Here is a 15925-nt window from a genome sequence, read left to right as displayed (position 1 = left end):
ATATGCAGAGTGATAAAACAAACATCAGAATTTTTATTGCACTCGGTTCCAACCTGGGCGACCGCGAAGCCCACCTCAGCCAAGCCCTCGAGCGGATTATACAACTGGGATTTAGATTGGTTGCCGCCTCCTCGAAATATGAGACCGAACCCGTCGGTTACCAAAATCAGGGCTGGTTTTTAAATCAGGTCATCGAAGTGGCGCTCACCGAACAGTTCTTTAAAAATTTAAGTGAATCTCAACGCACCCAGATTGACCTCTGCTTTAGCAATCATCTGGTGGATTTGGCTTCATTGATACTGGCTGATGCGACCCTGCCCTTATTGCATCAGATTGAAGAAAGCCTTGGACGCAAACGGGAATTTATCAATGGGCCGCGCGAAATTGATATTGACCTGTTGTTGTTCGGAAATGCCCATTTTCAATCGCTCGATTCAACGGCGATTAAAGATTTTTACCCGGAGGTTCGGTCAAGTCTGGCGATTCCTCACCCGCGTATGCACTTGCGACGATTCGTCCTTGAGCCTTTATGCGAAATCGCTCCTGAAATGGTTCATCCGGTTCTAAAGAAAACCTGCGCGGAATTGCTGGCGGCACTCAATGACCGTTATGCGGTTAAACGATTGGCGCAATAATCACCGATTCAGGTTAAAAAATTGACTGCCCCGTTGCTTTTAAAACATACATCGCGACGTATGTTTTTCAGGCAACCCTTTCGGTAAATTTTCTCGCTTAATTTCCCAGTAAAAAATTTTAGCCCCCTATTGTCAGCTTTTAGACCGTTTTTTACTGGCATTCATCTTGCTCTCGTTAAATCCGATTAATTTTAATTCCGCAAGTGTGGATAATTTCGCAACGCGCAGCCAAGGGAATCGGGAAGTTAAACCATGGCTACCAGAATATTAGTCGTAGAAGATTCGATAGATTCGCGTGATCTGCTGGTCTATCTATTAGAGGTCGAAGGGTTCGAGGTACTGAGCGCCGAAAACGGCAAGATCGCCATTGAGTTGGCAGTGGTTGATAAGCCCGACTTGATTATTACTGACATTCAGATGCCAGTTATTGATGGTATCGAAATGATCAAAAGGCTTCGCGCGCAACCAGACCTGAAACATACTCCCATCGTCGTCATGACGGCGTTTCTTACGGGTATGGTGAGTCAGGCGCTTGAAGTCGGAGCCAATGCCGCGATTCAAAAACCTCTGCAAATAGAAAAACTCACCCAAATGATTCGCGAGATGCTTTCCTGACCTACAGTTAAATTATCCGCCGTTCAAGATATTCCGAGAGTGTGGTTAAGAAATGGTCAACCGCCACCGGTTTAAGAAAAAAGCCTTGAGCGCCGGCATTAATCGCTTTTTTGATTTCAGATTGTCGCCCTTCGCTGGCATAGAAAAAAATCGGCGTGTGTTGATCCTGGGTGCGGATTTGCCGACATAAATCAATGCCATGCCCATCTTCAAAAAACCAATCAAGCAGAATTAAATCAAAATTTGCCTGATTGACCAACGCCAGCCCTTCGCCAATATTTAATGCCGAAATGATTTCGTATCCGGCATCTTTGACAATCAACGCAACCATCTCCTGGGTTTCCAAATCAGGATTGACAAAAAGGATTCGCCCTTTGAAATTTTTTATCGTCATGGGTGAATTAGTATCTCTTTCCGTTTTGTATAAATCAGGGTAACGCATTAATTCAATTAGCTGATGAATGATTAGTAATCTCCGGTTTAGGTGGCGCAGGGGTAGAATTTCTTTATTTACCCAGTAAAATATCCCTTGCTCGTCGGTGGCTACGCATTTAGATATCTACCCCTACATACGTAGATGTACTTCAATTTGGAGATTATGATGATCGGCAGAAGACTATATAGTCGTACATTGATGACAAAAAATCTATGAGGGAAATAAACCGTCTCTCAGGGATTTCCCTGAGAGATACATTAAGGTAAGCAGCTTATCGCGGTATTAATTATCTTTTAACCAGCCTCGCAATAATGCATACCGAACCATGTCGATGCGCCCGCGAAAGTTCAGCTTTTTCATGATATTGGTCTTATGGGTTTCGACAGTTTTCACGCTGATTTCAAGGCGATTGGCAATCTCTTTATTGCTATAGCCCCAGGCGACCAGTCGAATAATCTCTTCTTCGCGGTCGCTTATGGCGTTTTTGGGGTCAACCGAAATCTTGACCTCTTTTCCGGCATAACCGGTCATCACTTTTCCGGTAATCGCCGGGTCGAGATAATTATTTCCCGCGCCGAGTGCCCGTATCGCGCGAATTAATTCCGCAGAGGCGCTCTGTTTTAACACATAGCCTTCCGCGCCTGCGCGCAGGAGTTGTTGAATGAATCCGGCTTCGGCGTGTCGGGTTAAGGTCAGGATTTTAACCTGCGGGCAAATCTGCTTGAGTTTTTTAGTGGCTTCCAGACCGTTCAATTTCGGCATGGTGACATCCATAATAATGATGTCCGGTTGTAAATTTTTTACCGCTTGAATGGCTTCATATCCATGATTGGCTTCGCCAATGACCCGCATGTCGGGTTGCGCATTGACCAATGCCTTTAAACCTTCGCGAACGATTTCGTGGTCTTCCGCAATAACGATACGAAGTTTGTCCATCCGGTCACCTCAACTCAATGCCACAGGGACACGGACAAAAACCGTGGTTCCTTCATTGAGAGTGGATTCAATATCCAACTCTCCGCCAATGAGCACTGTCCGTTCGCGCATACTTAAAAGTCCCAACCCTTCCTGTAGCGTGCTCTTTTCATTGACATCAAACCCGATGCCATTATCTTCAATCACCAGAACCACAAATTGGTCGCGGCGTTCAAGCAGGACATTGACATAGCTGGCATTCGCATGCTTTGCGATATTGTTCAAGGCTTCCTGAGCGATGCGGTAAAGGTGAGTTTCGATTTCCGTGGATAACTCGACGCCGGTAAGTCCGGTTGCATGAAACTCAACCTGAATTTGAAAATGTTTCGACCAGTCCTGTACAAAACCTTCGAGGGCAGTCACAAATCCCAATTCGACAAGCGGTCCCGGGCGCAATTCCCAGGCAAGAAAATCGACCTCGGCATCCAAGCGCCGGAGCATGGTCTCAATTTGATTGATTTGCCCTTTAATTTCAGGATTCAGTTGAAGGTGTTCTTTCAGCGATTCGATGGTTAAACGCAAAGCGGTTAATTGCTGACCGAGGGTGTCGTGCAGGTCACGAGAAAGGCGTTGGCGTTCAAGTTCCTGACTATTAATATTGCGGCGCAATAAACCTTTGACCTGATGTTCGGCGGATATGCGTTGTTGCACCTCATTTTTCAGCGCCAGATTGCTATCTTCCAATTCCCCTGTGCGGGTTTTAATCCGTTCCTCCAAATCATCATGCGAACGTTGTAATACCTCTTCGGCTTTTTTCTGAATGGTGAGGTCGCGCAAAATTTTCACCAAATCCCCGCTCGCGCTGTCACGAAGCGGCGTCATCACTCCGCTGGCGTAAAACCTCGAACCATTCTTACGCAGATGCCAACGCTCATCTTCAGCGCGTCCTCTGGTCAAGGCTTCGTCAATCTCCTTTTGCGGAATATTATTTTCCCGGTCTTCGGGAGTAAAAATCATATCGACAGATTGTCCGATAGCTTGCGCATCCGTGTAACCAAAAATAGCGACTGCGCCCGTGCTCCAGCTTTTAATAAGGCGTTGATTGTCGAGCGTGAGAATCGCATAGTCGGTGATGCTATCCAAAATCAGGTGCAGGCGTTCTTCGCTGAGGCGCAAAGCTTCTTCAGCATTCCGGCGAGTATTAATATCGTGGATGACTGCCACAGCGGATTGCGGTTTGCCCTGAGAATCACGAATTGCCGATACCATGACGTTGCACCAGATTTCCGCGCCATCCTTGCTCAGCAGACATTTCTCGATTTGAAAAGACGTGCCATCAGCGACCAGTTGTTTAAACAAGCGAATAGTTTCTTCAACATGATTTGGACAGGTTAATTGCCACATGGTTTTGCCGAGCAATTCGGTTTCGCTGTAGCCAAGCATTTCACAAAATTGCTGATTAACGAAAGTCAACTCGCCATTTAAATTGCTGCGCGTAATTCCTGCGCTTGCTCGACTGACGATAGCGCGAAAGAGTTGTTCGGATTCGCGCAAGGCTTCTTCGGTTTTTTTGCGTTCGGTGATGTCAACAAAGGTCAACGCGACCCCATCGATTTTATCGTCCAGGGTGCGATAAGGCGATATTCTGGCAATGTAATAACGTCCACCCTGACTGCGAATCTCTTCTTCGACGCGCATCAGGGTTTCCAGTACCTGTTCGGCTTTTTCCGGCAAAATATTCTTTTCCAGTTTATGAGTGAGATGAAAAAACGGACGCCCGACATCCGAAGGAATGATGTTAAATAAATCCATCACTCGCGGTGTATAACGGCTGATACAAAGTCTGCGGTCAAGGAAAATGGTGCCGATGTCGGTTGAAGCGAGCAGGTTTTGTAAATCGCTATTGGCGCGGCTGACTTCGTCAACCTTGTCTTTGAGTTCGTGATTGACGGTGGTCAATTCTTCATTGACCGATTGCATCTCCTCTTTACTGGTTTCGAGTTCTTCGGTGGCTGAGCGCAACTCTTCATTGATAGCCTGTAATTCTTCGTTCGAGGCTTTCAACTCTTCGTTCGAGGTTTCGTATTGTTCGATGGTGGTTCGCAATTGCTCTTTGGTGCGTTGCAGGTCGTCTTCGAGTTGACGCACCACGGTGTTCATTTCATTGGTGGGAACCTCTTTCGGTTTTTCTTCTTTGAGTGCCACGCCTTCATGATCGACATCAAAAATCACCAGATTGAATCCGCGTATGGCATCCGGTTTGGTAATCGGACGGATGACGATGTTGACGAACTGATTGACCCCGTCGAGGGCAATCGGAACCCGTCGGGTTTCTGCGGTTTGTCCCTGTGAGGCAGCAAACAGCGCGGCACGCAAATCGAGGCGCAAATCGGGATGCACCACTTTGAGCAGATTGCGCGACGGTTCGCCACCGGTAAAGCGCAGGAAACGCCCGGCGTTTTCGCTCAAATGCACAATGTCATAGACCGGATTGACCAGCACACTGGGCGGGGAGGTTTGTTCGATAATATATTGGTGTAAATCGCCGTATGAAAAAGTCTGCCCGCGTCTTGGCAGAATACTTTCCGGCATCTTGATTTCCCAGCGTCCTTGTAAAGGCATCAGCGGAACGAGCGAAGGCGTGTGGGAAACCACATTGCGCATAAAGATGCGGAATTTTTTATTCACCGGAATAAACAGTTCCGGCAGATTATCGGCAGATTCGGAAGAGCCTAAGAAAAGATAGGCGTTGGGATTTAAGGCGAAATGAAATACCTCTAATACCCGGTCCTGAGTTTCGCGATTGAGATAGATAAGCAGGTTGCGACAGGTGATTAAATCGAGCCTTGAAAATGGCGGGTCGCGCAACACATTATGCGGCGCAAACAGCACCATTTCACGAATCTCTTTGCGAATGCGGTAATGCTGACCTTCTTTATAAAAAAAGCGTTTCAAGCGTTCTGCCGAAACATCCGCTTCAATGGAATCGGGGTAAGTGGCATCGCGGGCGCTGCTAATTGATTCTTCATCGATGTCTGTGGCGAAAACCTGTAGGTTGCGGTCAAGGTTATGCTGTTCGGCATATTCCATCAGCAGAATGGCAACGGAATAGGCTTCTTCACCGGTGGCGCAACCGACTACCCATACGCGAATCGGGTCATCGGGTGATTTATTCTGAAATAGTTTGGGGATGACCTCTTGTTCAAGAGCTTCAAAGGCATCCCCATCGCGAAAGAAATTGGTGACCGTAATCAGCAAATCGCTGAGGAGTTCCTGAATTTCTGCGGGGTGTTCACGAACAAAACGCAGATAAGTGGCAAGCGTCACCTGAGTATTGACCTGCATTCGTCGAGTGATGCGCCGCAACACGGTGGATTCTTTATAGTGGTTGAAATCATGCCCGGTGCGGACGCGCAGGAAAGCCAGAATTTCACGAAGCGCATCGGCTTCTGCGGCGCGTGGCAATTTATCCCCTTCAGGAAATATTTTAATCTCTCGCGAAGCTTCACGGAGAGTTCCCAAGGTGTTCGCCATTTGTTCAACCGGCAGAATGAAATCGACCGCCGCCGCCTCAATGGCGCTTCGCGGCATACTGTTGTATTGTGCCTCCTGGGGTTCCTGAACGATAGAGATGCCGCCTTTTTCTCTAATCCGGCGAAGTCCTACCGTCCCATCTGTGCCGGTGCCGGAAAGCACGATACCGATGGCGTGGGTGTCATAAGCTTCCGCGAGAGTGCGAAAAAAGAGGTCAATGGCAGCCCGTTTCCCCTTTTCGGTTTCAGGGGTTTTCAGGTCTATGTACCCGTCATTCATCACCAGATATTGGTTTGGTGAAATTACATAAACCTCATTAGGTTTAATTTTGGTTTTCGCTTTAATCTCAATCACCGGCATCTGAGTTTTGCGCTGCAACACGGCGGCAAGATTACTTTCATGTTCCGGCGACAGGTGCAGGATAACCACGAATGCCATGCCGGGAACCGGCGGCAGACTTTCAAAAAATTTTTCCAGGGGGGGAATGCCGCCTGCCGATGCGCCAAGTCCGACGACAAAAAGGTCGCGGTTATTTTTGCGTTTCGAGCGATTATTACTTTTGGAAGTTTCCGGCATATGAATTTCCTTAAATGAAAACAATCGCCTGAATCATTGGTGTTGTTTTACGACTTGAAGTTTTCAAGCTCAGGCAAGACGATGAAAGTCAGTTTAAAGCAATCCCGAAACGCTGTACAGCAAAAGCCTTTTCGGAACTATCCCGGCAATTGAATCCGAGACAATTCTTAATTAGAATGAAAACGGTTCCCCTGACGATTGGAACAATCTACTCACTCTCTTCCAATTATTTTGACCTGCCCGGAGTTTTGATGAACAAAAATATTGTGGTCATCGGCGCGAGCGCAGGAGGAATCGAAGCCTTGCATCAATTGCTTGGCGGCTTACCTCAAAACTTTCCTGCAACGATTTTTATCGTGCTGCACCAGAGCACGCAAAGCCCGAATGTTTTGGCAAAAATTCTTGACCGCGCAGCAGCCTTGCCGGTTATCAGTGCCAGACACAGGGAAAAATTTTTACCGGGACAGGTCTATGTCGCACCGGCAGATTATCATCTGTTGATTGAATCGCCCAATACCATGAGCCTTTCACACGGACCGAAAGAAAACCGTTTTCGTCCGGCGATTGACCCCTTATTTCGTTCCGCTGCGCAAAGCTTTGGCGCAAGCGTGATTGGCATCGTGTTGACCGGGGGGTTGGATGATGGGACGGCAGGGTTGCGAGCGATTAAACAAATGGGCGGCACCACTATCGTGCAAAACCCGGAAGAGGCTTATGCGCCGTCAATGCCGCTCAGCGCCCTGAGCAATGTCGAGGTGGATCATTGCGTTAAGCTGTCAGAAATGGCTGGCTTGTTGGCTCGATTAGTGAAGACCGCCGGACAAACAAGCGAGGAGACGCCGATTCCTGAAGCGCTGGAAATTGAAAATCGCATTTCCAGAGAGGTAAATCCGATAGACGCCGGAGTGCTGAAATTGGGAAATTTCTCTTCATTCACCTGCCCGGAGTGTCATGGCGTTTTGCTGCAATTAAGCGGCAATAACCCCATACGATTTCGATGTCATACCGGACACGCTTATACCCTTCATAGTCTTTTCGGTGATTTAATCGAAAAAGTTGAAGACGCCATGTGGAATGCCATGCGTGCCATCGAAGAGAGCGCCATGTTGCTGCGCCATCTCGGCGTACATCTCAGCGGCGAAAAAGGAGTTGATACAAAATACACCGAAACGTTACTGCAAAAGGCACAAGATGCGCATAAGCAGGCAAATCGGGTGAGACAAATTCTTCTGGGTTTTAAACAAAGCGAAATTATTGGAGCGACAGAAAAAAATAACCTCCACTCCTAAAATCAAATTTCGGCAGCGTCATTGCCAAACAATAACCCTGCTCAACCTGCCCATTTATCATTATATTTTTTCCTGGTTCCGCGCCTGGTGCGGCTATTTTTCTCATATCGTTCAGCCCCTGTTTAAATTGGTGAACTGAATGGGCAGGGTGTGTTTAAATTCAACGCAATCATTGCGTCGATGAATCCGAACCTGAAGTAGGTGAATGGCGTGGCGGGAAAATTTTAGCGAATGCAGTGATTTGTACCTTTGCGCTCAGGATTGTTATGCTACAAAGTTCATAAACATTTATGACTTCATCACTTTCTAAAATACCGGCAGGGGTGCAATACATCTTCGACGGCGAAGTCCGTTTGCGCCGCTTTATCGAACGCGAAATCATGGCGGTGTTTGAAGGCTGGTCTTATGCGGAAATCATTTTGCCGATATTCGATTATGCCGATTTGTTCGCGCTCGGTATGGGCAAAGAGCAAGCCGAAAAGACCTATCGTTTCACAGGGCGCGACGGCAAACTCCTGGCGCTGCGCCCCGATTTGACTTCGCTGGTGGCGCGCACCATTGCCACGCGGTTTCGCGACGCTGCGCGCCCCATACGACTCTGTTATTCGGGTGAAGTGTTTCGCTGGGATGAACCGCGCGGCGGTCGCCAATATGAATTTCATCAAATCGGACTCGAACACATCGGCTCGAATCGCCTGGAAGCCGACACCGAGGCGCTGGTGATGGTGATCGAAGCCTTGAATCGTTTGGGACTGGAAGGCTTCACCATCACTTTGAGCCACGTCGATTTTTTCAAAGGCATTGCCGAAAATCTGGCATTGGATGAGGCGAACCGAAAAAGTTTGCGTGAGATGATAGACCGCAAAGAGGTCGAACACCTCGATAGGTTTCTTGCGCCTTATGCCGAACCCTCGGTTCGCGAAATCTTTTGCAAGCTGGTGACGCTTGCCGGTAAAGGGACGATTATTGACGAAGCGCGAGCCTGTGTAACCAATGAACAATCGGTTGCGGCGCTTGATGACCTCGAACGGGTTTATAAAATTGCCGAAGCCCTGAATATCGACTCGCGCATTGATATTGATTTGGGCGATGTCGGTGAACTCGATTATTACACCGGGCTGACCTTTAAAATTTATGCACAGGGGTTGGGAACCGAACTCGGACGCGGCGGGCGTTACGACAATTTACTGGCGAATTTCGGAAGCTCGGAACCGGCAGTTGGCTTTTCGCTTTGTCTGGATTGGCTGGCGCAATTGCTTGGCAGAAAGTTGCGCGACCAACTGGATTCGCAAACCGAAGAAGTGGCCGGTATTGAAGCCGGTCGCGACATCATTGCCGCTTTTAAAGAAGCCAATCTCTTCCGCGAAAAAGGGCGAAAAATTTTAATCCGAAATTCGGAAGATAAAAATAAGCAGTCGGAATAAACCAATTCGACTGTCACTTGCTTTACAGATATGACACAACTGACTATCGCGCTTGCCAAAGGACGATTACAGGATACGGCGCTTGCGGTTTTTTCGCGGGTGGGTATCGGGGTTTCCGAGGCATCGCTGAATTCACGCAAATTATTAATCAGCGATGAAACCGGACAGTATCATTTTATTCTGGTCAAACCCACAGATGTTCCGGTCTATGTTGAATACGGTGTCGCCGACGCAGGCATTTGCGGACGCGATGTATTGATGGAATCGGCAGCCGACGTTCACGAGCCGCTCGATTTGGGCTTCGGGGCATGTCGTCTGGTGGTAGCCGGAAAACAAGAAACCGCCGAACGGGGTTATAACCTGCTGGCGACGGCGCGGGTTGCCACCAAGTATCCACGCATTACCGCCGATTATTTTCAACAACGCGGCGTGCCTGTGGAATTGATAACGCTGTCGGGTTCAATCGAACTTGCGCCGGTGCTCGGACTTTCCGACCACATTGTCGATTTAGTCGAAACCGGGCGCACCTTAAAAGAAAATGGTCTGGTGGTGATGGACACGATAGCCGAATCGACTGCCCGGTTGATTATCAATCGTGCCAGTTATCATTTGAAACGTGCAGCGGTTGCCGGGTTAATCAACACGCTTCGTCAGGGCTTACAACCTTCGATTTAATTTGCTCCCCGATTTCAGTCCGCCTGAAATTATTCTTCCAAATTGCCACTTCGGTCACCGCCTAAACCGGAATGCAGGAGCCTGGCACACTCCATATTGTGATGAAGCCTTGTTTATGGGTATTCTCGCAACCTTGAGTGTGCCAATATCTTGGTTTCCGGTTTAGAAAGAAATTTCATTATGACTTACAAGCGTATGCACAGCGCCGGTCTGTATACGCTGCCAATAATCCTGCACATAATCTTTCATCGCGCCGTGTCCCCAGCGTGTATAAAAGTCGTAATCTTTCATCTCTTTGTAAACCTGGTCGTAATTCCAATTGTAAAAATTATAACGATAGACCGCGCCGATGACTCCCGTGCGATGGCGACCGCCCGCGCAGTGAACATAGAATTTTCCGGTAGTCGGGTCATTAACCAGTTTCAAAAATTGTTCGATTTGCGCTTCGCTCGGATAGCGGCTATCGCTCATCGGAATGTTGACATATTTTAAACCGAGCGATTCAGCGGCGCTTTTTTCGTAGCTGACCGGGTCATCACGCAGGTCAATGACGGTATTGATTCCGAGGGCGGCAAGCGATTGGTAATCTTTCTGTTTCGGTTGAGCGCCACGATAAAATCGCTCATCCATTTGTCCGAAATTTTTGATTTGAATCGCTGAAAAATTGTTTGCAGGTTTGGCACTGGCAACGCCACCGATAAATAAACTGAAAAGGATTGCCAGGGCTATCTGCCATTCTTTATTGAATTGCTTTCGGGCACACTCCAACACACGCATCCTTAAAAATCCTCCTGATAAATTGTTCGTTGATGAACAATTTTATGATTCCTGAGCAAAGCCTTTGGGTTGTAATGAAAAAAAGGGGGAGTGATTTTATTCAACCCGTCAGCTAATCCTTACTCGCATAAATGAGCCTGCCTCGTTAAAATCCAATTTTCTATTCGAGTGAAAATTCATGGAAATCGTCAATTACCAATCGAATCAAGCGAATCCGACACTGGCGCGCATTCAATCACGGGCGCTGCAATTGAATCCTGAACTGGTGGCTCGCGTAACTGAAATCGTTGACGGGGTGCGAAGCGGCGGCGATGAGGCGTTAATCTATTTCACTAAAAAATTCGATAACCGCGAACTGACGCCTGCGACCTTGCGTGTTGAACCGGAATTCATCAAACAGGCAGCCGCAAAAGCTTATGCAAAAACCGTTGCCGCTTTTCAACAGGCGATTGAAAACGTCAGAACCTTTCACCAGCATCAGAAAGAACACGATTGGCACATCACCACCCCGGAAGGTTCCAAACTCGGTCAACGCATTTTGCCGATTGCCGCAGCCGGTCTATATGTTCCCGGCGGTCGCGCCGCTTATCCGTCATCTGTCGTCATGAACGTCGTGCCCGCACAGGTCGCGGGGGTTCGACGACTTGCGATTGCCACGCCGCCCGCCACCTTTGAGGAAAATGCCAATGTCGCTGCGGTAATTGATGCGCTGGGGATTTCGGAAGTCTATCGCGTCGGCGGCGCACAGGCGATTGCGGCTCTCGCTTACGGTACTGAATCCATCGCTCGCGTCGATAAAATTACAGGTCCCGGCAATGTTTATGTTGCCATCGCTAAAAAACTGGTTTACGGCAGCGTTGGCATCGATTCCATCGCGGGACCAAGCGAAGTCGTGGTGCTTGCTGACGATAGTGCGAATCCGAAATTCGTGGCAGCGGATTTACTGGCGCAAGCCGAACACGACGAAGCCGCCTCGGCTATCTGCGTGACCACGAGCCTTGCGCTTGCCCATGAAGTCGAACAGGAAATCGCCCGGCAACTTGCCGAACTCGAACGATGCGAAATCGCTTCCGCCTCCATCAACAATTACGGCGCAATTTTCGTGGTCGATTCGCTTGCCGAAGGTTGTGAACTGATTAATCAACTTGCGCCCGAACATCTTGAACTGATGACCGCAGATAACGAAAGCGCCGCCGCCTTAATCGAAAATGCCGGAGCGATATTTTATGGCGCGTGGTCATCTGAACCCGTCGGCGATTATTTCGCAGGACCCAATCATGTTTTACCAACCGTTGGCACGGCGCGTTTTTCATCGCCGCTCGGGGTCTATGATTTCGTCAAACGTCAATCGGTCATCGAGTACACTGAATCGGCGATTAAACAAAACGGCGAAGCGATTGCCGCAATGGCAGATGCCGAAGGACTCACGGCGCACAAGCAAGCCATCACATTGCGGGGCAGGCTTAAGCCTCCTGCGGATTGCGGATTGCGGATTGATTCGACAGAGAGTTCGCAAAGCGCAGCGTCACAATTTGCCAATCAAGAACAAGAATCGCCCTTAACCGAATCTGCAAATCCGCAATCCGCAATCCGCAATCCGCAATTGCATACTCCGCAATCTGCAATTGATAAAATTAAACCGGCGGTGCGCGCCATCACCGCCTATACGCTTGCGCCGTACCGGGCAACCACGAAGTTGAATCAAAATGAAAATCCCTATGATATGCCCGCTGAAATCAAACGCGAAGTCGAACAGCGATTACAAGCAAGAGCCTGGTCGCGCTATCCCGATTTCGTTCCCGCGAAATTGCTGGAAACGCTTGCCCAACATGCCGGTTGGAAAGCTGAGGGCACGCTTGCCGGGAATGGCTCGAATGAATTGATTCAGGCGATTTTGATGGTATCGGTCAGGCAGGGAACCCGCGTGTTGCTTTGCGAACCGACCTTTACGCTTTACCGGCAAATCGTCACAGTGATGGGCGGCGAAGTAATCAGTGTGCCGTTGGATGATCAGTTGCAATTCGATATTGAGGCGATTTATCGCGCATCGAAAGATGTGGATGTGATGATTCTCTGTTCGCCCAATAACCCGACGGGTTCGCGGGTTGATGAAGCGGATTTACTGTACCTCGCAAAAAATTTCAACGGGCTGGTTGTCGTCGATGAAGCGTATCAGGAGTTCTCAGGCAAAACCGTGGTGCCGCTGCTTGAAGAATTGCCCAATTTAATTGTGCTCAGGACTTTTTCCAAAGCGATGGCGATGGCAGGGCTTCGCGTCGGGTATTTACTCACTTCACCGGAACTCGCAACCGAAATTCATAAAGCGACGCTGCCTTATAATTTGAATTTCTTTTCGGCTACGGCTGCCGAAGTTGCCTGCGAACATTTCGAGTTGATTCAACCGACGATTGATAAAATTATCAATGAACGTGAACGCCTGTTTGCCGAGTTAGCGACTATCGAAGGCTTAACGCCGGTTCCATCACAGGCGAATTTCATCGTGGTAAAAACCGCCATAAAACCGAAAGAACTTTTTGAAGCGCTTCTGGAACATGACATTCTGGTGCGCGATGTGAGCAAATATCCAATGCTCGCGGATTATGTAAGAATATCGGTGGGTACGCCTGACGAGAATCAGCGATTGCTTACTGCGCTTAAAGAAGTGATGAAATCGAGCTTGTAGTAAGATTAAATGTCATTCGTTAAAGGAAACGGAGTTTTGAAAATGATGGGAGAAGTAAGAGTGAAAACACAATTCACAAATGCAACGGATGAGACGCTGGTTCGCCGTGGACAACTCGCGCCTGAAAAAGTGCAAAGTTACGAAGCGGATGCTTTGATTGACACAAGCGCGGTACGTTCCGTTTTACCGGCATTTGTAGTCAAGCAGTTGGGTTTAGAAATAATAGAGGAACAAGTTGCAGATGACCAACCTGTATCGAAGGTGAAATGATGACTAGAGTTGGAGAAAATCGCCGCACCACAAAAGAGACCGATGTTGTTGTGAAAATCAATGTCGATGGTAGCGGGCAAGCCAATGTCAAAACCGGTGTCGGCTTTCTTGACCACATGCTTGAACTCTTTGCGCGTCACGGGTTGTTTGACCTTGAGGTAACTTGCGAAGGCGATTTGCACATCGACGACCATCATTCCATCGAAGACATCGGCATCACTCTGGGACAAAGCTTTACGGCAGCCATCGGTGATAAACAAGGCATCGCGCGATATGGCGCGGCTTATGTGCCGATGGACGAGACCTTGGCGCGAGCCGTGGTGGATTTAAGCGGGCGGGCATTTTTTGTTTACCGTGTACAAAACACCCGCGAACGCATTGGCGATTTATCGGTTGAACTGGTCGAGCATTTCTGGCGGTCGTTTGCCGGTGAATTGAAATGCAACCTGCACATCGAAGTTCTGTATGGCGCAAATCAACATCACATCATCGAAGCGGTGTTTAAATCCGCCGCCCGCGCGCTTGCCGAAGCGACGCGAATTTCCGAACGCATCAGCGGCGTGATGTCCACGAAAGGAACACTCTAGCAGTAGCCGGTAGTCAGTTGATTGATGTAAGAGTTATTGCCGACTACCGACTACTGGCTGCCGACTACCAGTTATGATAGCGATAATTGATTACGGAGTTGGTAATTTGCGAAGCGTCGAAAAAGCTTTTCAGGCGGTCGGCGCAGATGCCCGTGTGACCAGCGATAAAGGATTGATTCGCGAAGCCGAAAAACTGGTGCTGCCCGGTGTCGGCGCATTTGGCGAGTGTGCCAATCGGTTGCGTGCTTCGGGGCTTGACGAGTTGGTCTTGGATGCCGCCCGGCAACAAAAGCCGTTGATTGGTTTATGTGTCGGTTTGCAATTGATGTTCGATGAAGGGCATGAATTCGGTGTGCATGAAGGTCTGGGTTTGATGCGCGGGCGTGTGGTGCGTTTTCCCGAAGGCTTGCACGTGCCGCAAATCGGTTGGAATCAGATTGAAGATTTGCGCCCGCATCCATTGCTCGAAGGCTTGACCGCAGGCACTTATTTTTATTTTGTGCATTCCTATCACATCGAAACCGATGATGAAGCGATTGTTTTGGCAAAGACCGAATACGGCATTCGCTACCCGTCGATTTGCGCAAGCGGCTTGGTGTGCGGCGTACAATTTCATCCTGAAAAAAGTCAGGACGCCGGTCTGCGGTTGCTTAAAAACTTTGCAACAATGTCTCCTACCAGTATCGACTCAAAAATTTTGGAAATATCTCTCGATGTTATGAATAAATATGATGACCTCCTGAGTCGCCTTGATGATTAAATAATGATGAAAATCATACCTGCAATAGATTTAAAAAACGGACGATGTGTTCGTCTGGTTGAAGGGCGTGAAGCGAGCGCCAAAGTTTATGACCGCGACCCGGTCGAGGTGGCGAGAAATTATGAACGCGATGGCGCGACCTTGATTCACATCGTTGACCTTGATGGCGCGTTTTTGGGCGCGACTTCTGACAATCAAAAAATCATTCAACAAATCACTAAAGAAATTTCTGTGCCTGTCGAAGTCGGCGGCGGCGTGCGGTCACTTGCCGATATTGAAAACCTGATTGCCAACCTCAAGGCGCGGTTTGTTATTTTGGGAACCCTTGCCGTAGAACACCCTGAGATCTTGCGCCAGGCGGTTAAACAATTCGGCGATGCGATTGTTGTTGGCATTGATGCGCGGGGTAGAGAAGTGGCGACTCGCGGGTGGACAGAAGCCACCTCAGTTGACGCCATGTCACTTGCTAAACAGATGGCTGATGAAGGCGTCGAGCGCATCATTTACACAGACATCACGCGCGATGGGAAATTAGCGGGCGTGAATGTCGAACTGACCGCAGAACTGGCGAGAGTTTCCGGCGCGCAGGTGACGGCTTCGGGCGGGGTTGCTACACTGGATGACATTCGCCGGTTGCGCGAAGTTGAAAGCGATGGGGTTGATTCGGTGATTATCGGTAAAGCGCTTTACGAAAACCGCTTCACCCTGAAAGCGGCGCTGGCAGCCGCTTCCGAGGCAATAGAGTAGAA

The 15925-nt window shown here is 48.8% G+C and carries 14 protein-coding genes; 10 read left to right on the top strand and 4 right to left on the bottom strand.

All coding sequences use genetic code 11. The annotated features are described in order from the left end of the window. Positions 1 to 2 precede the first annotated feature (2 nt). Positions 3 to 635 (top strand): 2-amino-4-hydroxy-6-hydroxymethyldihydropteridine diphosphokinase, encoded by a 633-nt coding sequence (gene folK, locus AB1757_10545; GenBank protein MEW6127463.1) that lies wholly within the window; start codon positions 3 to 5, stop codon positions 633 to 635. Positions 636 to 887: 252 nt separating this feature from the next. Next, positions 888 to 1250: a response regulator gene (locus AB1757_10540; GenBank protein MEW6127462.1), complete on the top strand. Its 363-nt coding sequence runs from the start codon at positions 888 to 890 to the stop codon at positions 1248 to 1250. Between the two features lie 7 nt (positions 1251 to 1257). Here AB1757_10540 and AB1757_10535 read toward each other — a convergent pair whose 3' ends face one another. The 3 genes from AB1757_10535 to AB1757_10525 form a co-directional block, all read right to left on the bottom strand. Continuing rightward, a complete protein-coding gene (locus AB1757_10535; GenBank protein ID MEW6127461.1) occupies positions 1258 to 1644 on the bottom strand; it encodes a response regulator in 387 nt (128 codons plus the stop codon). Positions 1645 to 1968: 324 nt separating this feature from the next. After that, entirely contained in the window at positions 1969 to 2622 is a 654-nt protein-coding gene (locus AB1757_10530) for a response regulator transcription factor (GenBank protein ID MEW6127460.1), read from the bottom strand. A gap of 9 nt (positions 2623 to 2631) precedes the next feature. After that, a complete protein-coding gene (locus AB1757_10525; protein MEW6127459.1) occupies positions 2632 to 6711 on the bottom strand; it encodes a CheR family methyltransferase in 4080 nt (1359 codons plus the stop codon). 251 nt (positions 6712 to 6962) lie between these two features. On the opposite strand from AB1757_10525, the gene AB1757_10520 reads away from it, so the two are divergent. The 3 genes from AB1757_10520 to hisG all read left to right on the top strand — a co-directional run bounded on the left by AB1757_10520 (position 6963) and on the right by hisG (position 10099). Beyond that, positions 6963 to 8000 carry a chemotaxis protein CheB gene (locus AB1757_10520; protein MEW6127458.1) on the top strand — a complete coding sequence of 346 codons (1038 nt, stop codon included), beginning with the start codon at positions 6963 to 6965 and terminating at the stop codon, positions 7998 to 8000. Between the two features lie 290 nt (positions 8001 to 8290). Further along, on the top strand, positions 8291 to 9424 hold the full coding sequence (hisZ, locus tag AB1757_10515) for an ATP phosphoribosyltransferase regulatory subunit (GenBank protein MEW6127457.1): 1134 nt from the start codon (positions 8291 to 8293) through the stop codon (positions 9422 to 9424). Between the two features lie 30 nt (positions 9425 to 9454). Beyond that, positions 9455 to 10099 carry an ATP phosphoribosyltransferase gene (hisG, locus tag AB1757_10510; protein ID MEW6127456.1) on the top strand — a complete coding sequence of 215 codons (645 nt, stop codon included), beginning with the start codon at positions 9455 to 9457 and terminating at the stop codon, positions 10097 to 10099. Positions 10100 to 10261: 162 nt separating this feature from the next. Here hisG and AB1757_10505 read toward each other — a convergent pair whose 3' ends face one another. Further along, positions 10262 to 10876, bottom strand: a complete 615-nt coding sequence (locus AB1757_10505; protein ID MEW6127455.1) for a hypothetical protein — start codon at positions 10874 to 10876, stop codon at positions 10262 to 10264. A 178-nt stretch (positions 10877 to 11054) separates the two neighbouring features. Between AB1757_10505 and hisD the strand changes: the two genes are divergently transcribed. The 5 genes from hisD (at position 11055) to hisA (ending at position 15923) form a co-directional block, all read left to right on the top strand. Then, a complete protein-coding gene (gene hisD / locus AB1757_10500; GenBank protein MEW6127454.1) occupies positions 11055 to 13559 on the top strand; it encodes a histidinol dehydrogenase in 2505 nt (834 codons plus the stop codon). Between the two features lie 42 nt (positions 13560 to 13601). Then, on the top strand, positions 13602 to 13829 hold the full coding sequence (locus AB1757_10495; GenBank protein MEW6127453.1) for a hypothetical protein: 228 nt from the start codon (positions 13602 to 13604) through the stop codon (positions 13827 to 13829). Then, positions 13829 to 14416 (top strand): imidazoleglycerol-phosphate dehydratase HisB, encoded by a 588-nt coding sequence (gene hisB / locus AB1757_10490; protein MEW6127452.1) that lies wholly within the window; start codon positions 13829 to 13831, stop codon positions 14414 to 14416. Before AB1757_10495 ends, hisB begins: the two co-directional genes overlap by 1 nt. 73 nt (positions 14417 to 14489) lie before the next feature. Continuing rightward, positions 14490 to 15176 (top strand): imidazole glycerol phosphate synthase subunit HisH, encoded by a 687-nt coding sequence (gene hisH / locus AB1757_10485; GenBank protein MEW6127451.1) that lies wholly within the window; start codon positions 14490 to 14492, stop codon positions 15174 to 15176. Positions 15177 to 15179: 3 nt separating this feature from the next. Continuing rightward, positions 15180 to 15923: a 1-(5-phosphoribosyl)-5-[(5-phosphoribosylamino)methylideneamino]imidazole-4-carboxamide isomerase gene (hisA, locus tag AB1757_10480; GenBank protein MEW6127450.1), complete on the top strand. Its 744-nt coding sequence runs from the start codon at positions 15180 to 15182 to the stop codon at positions 15921 to 15923. Positions 15924 to 15925: the final 2 nt, after the last annotated feature.

It is taken from the genome of Acidobacteriota bacterium, assembly GCA_040754075.1.
Classification (GTDB): domain Bacteria; phylum Acidobacteriota; class Blastocatellia; order UBA7656; family UBA7656; genus JBFMDH01.
This window is presented reverse-complemented; position numbering and strand designations above follow the sequence as displayed.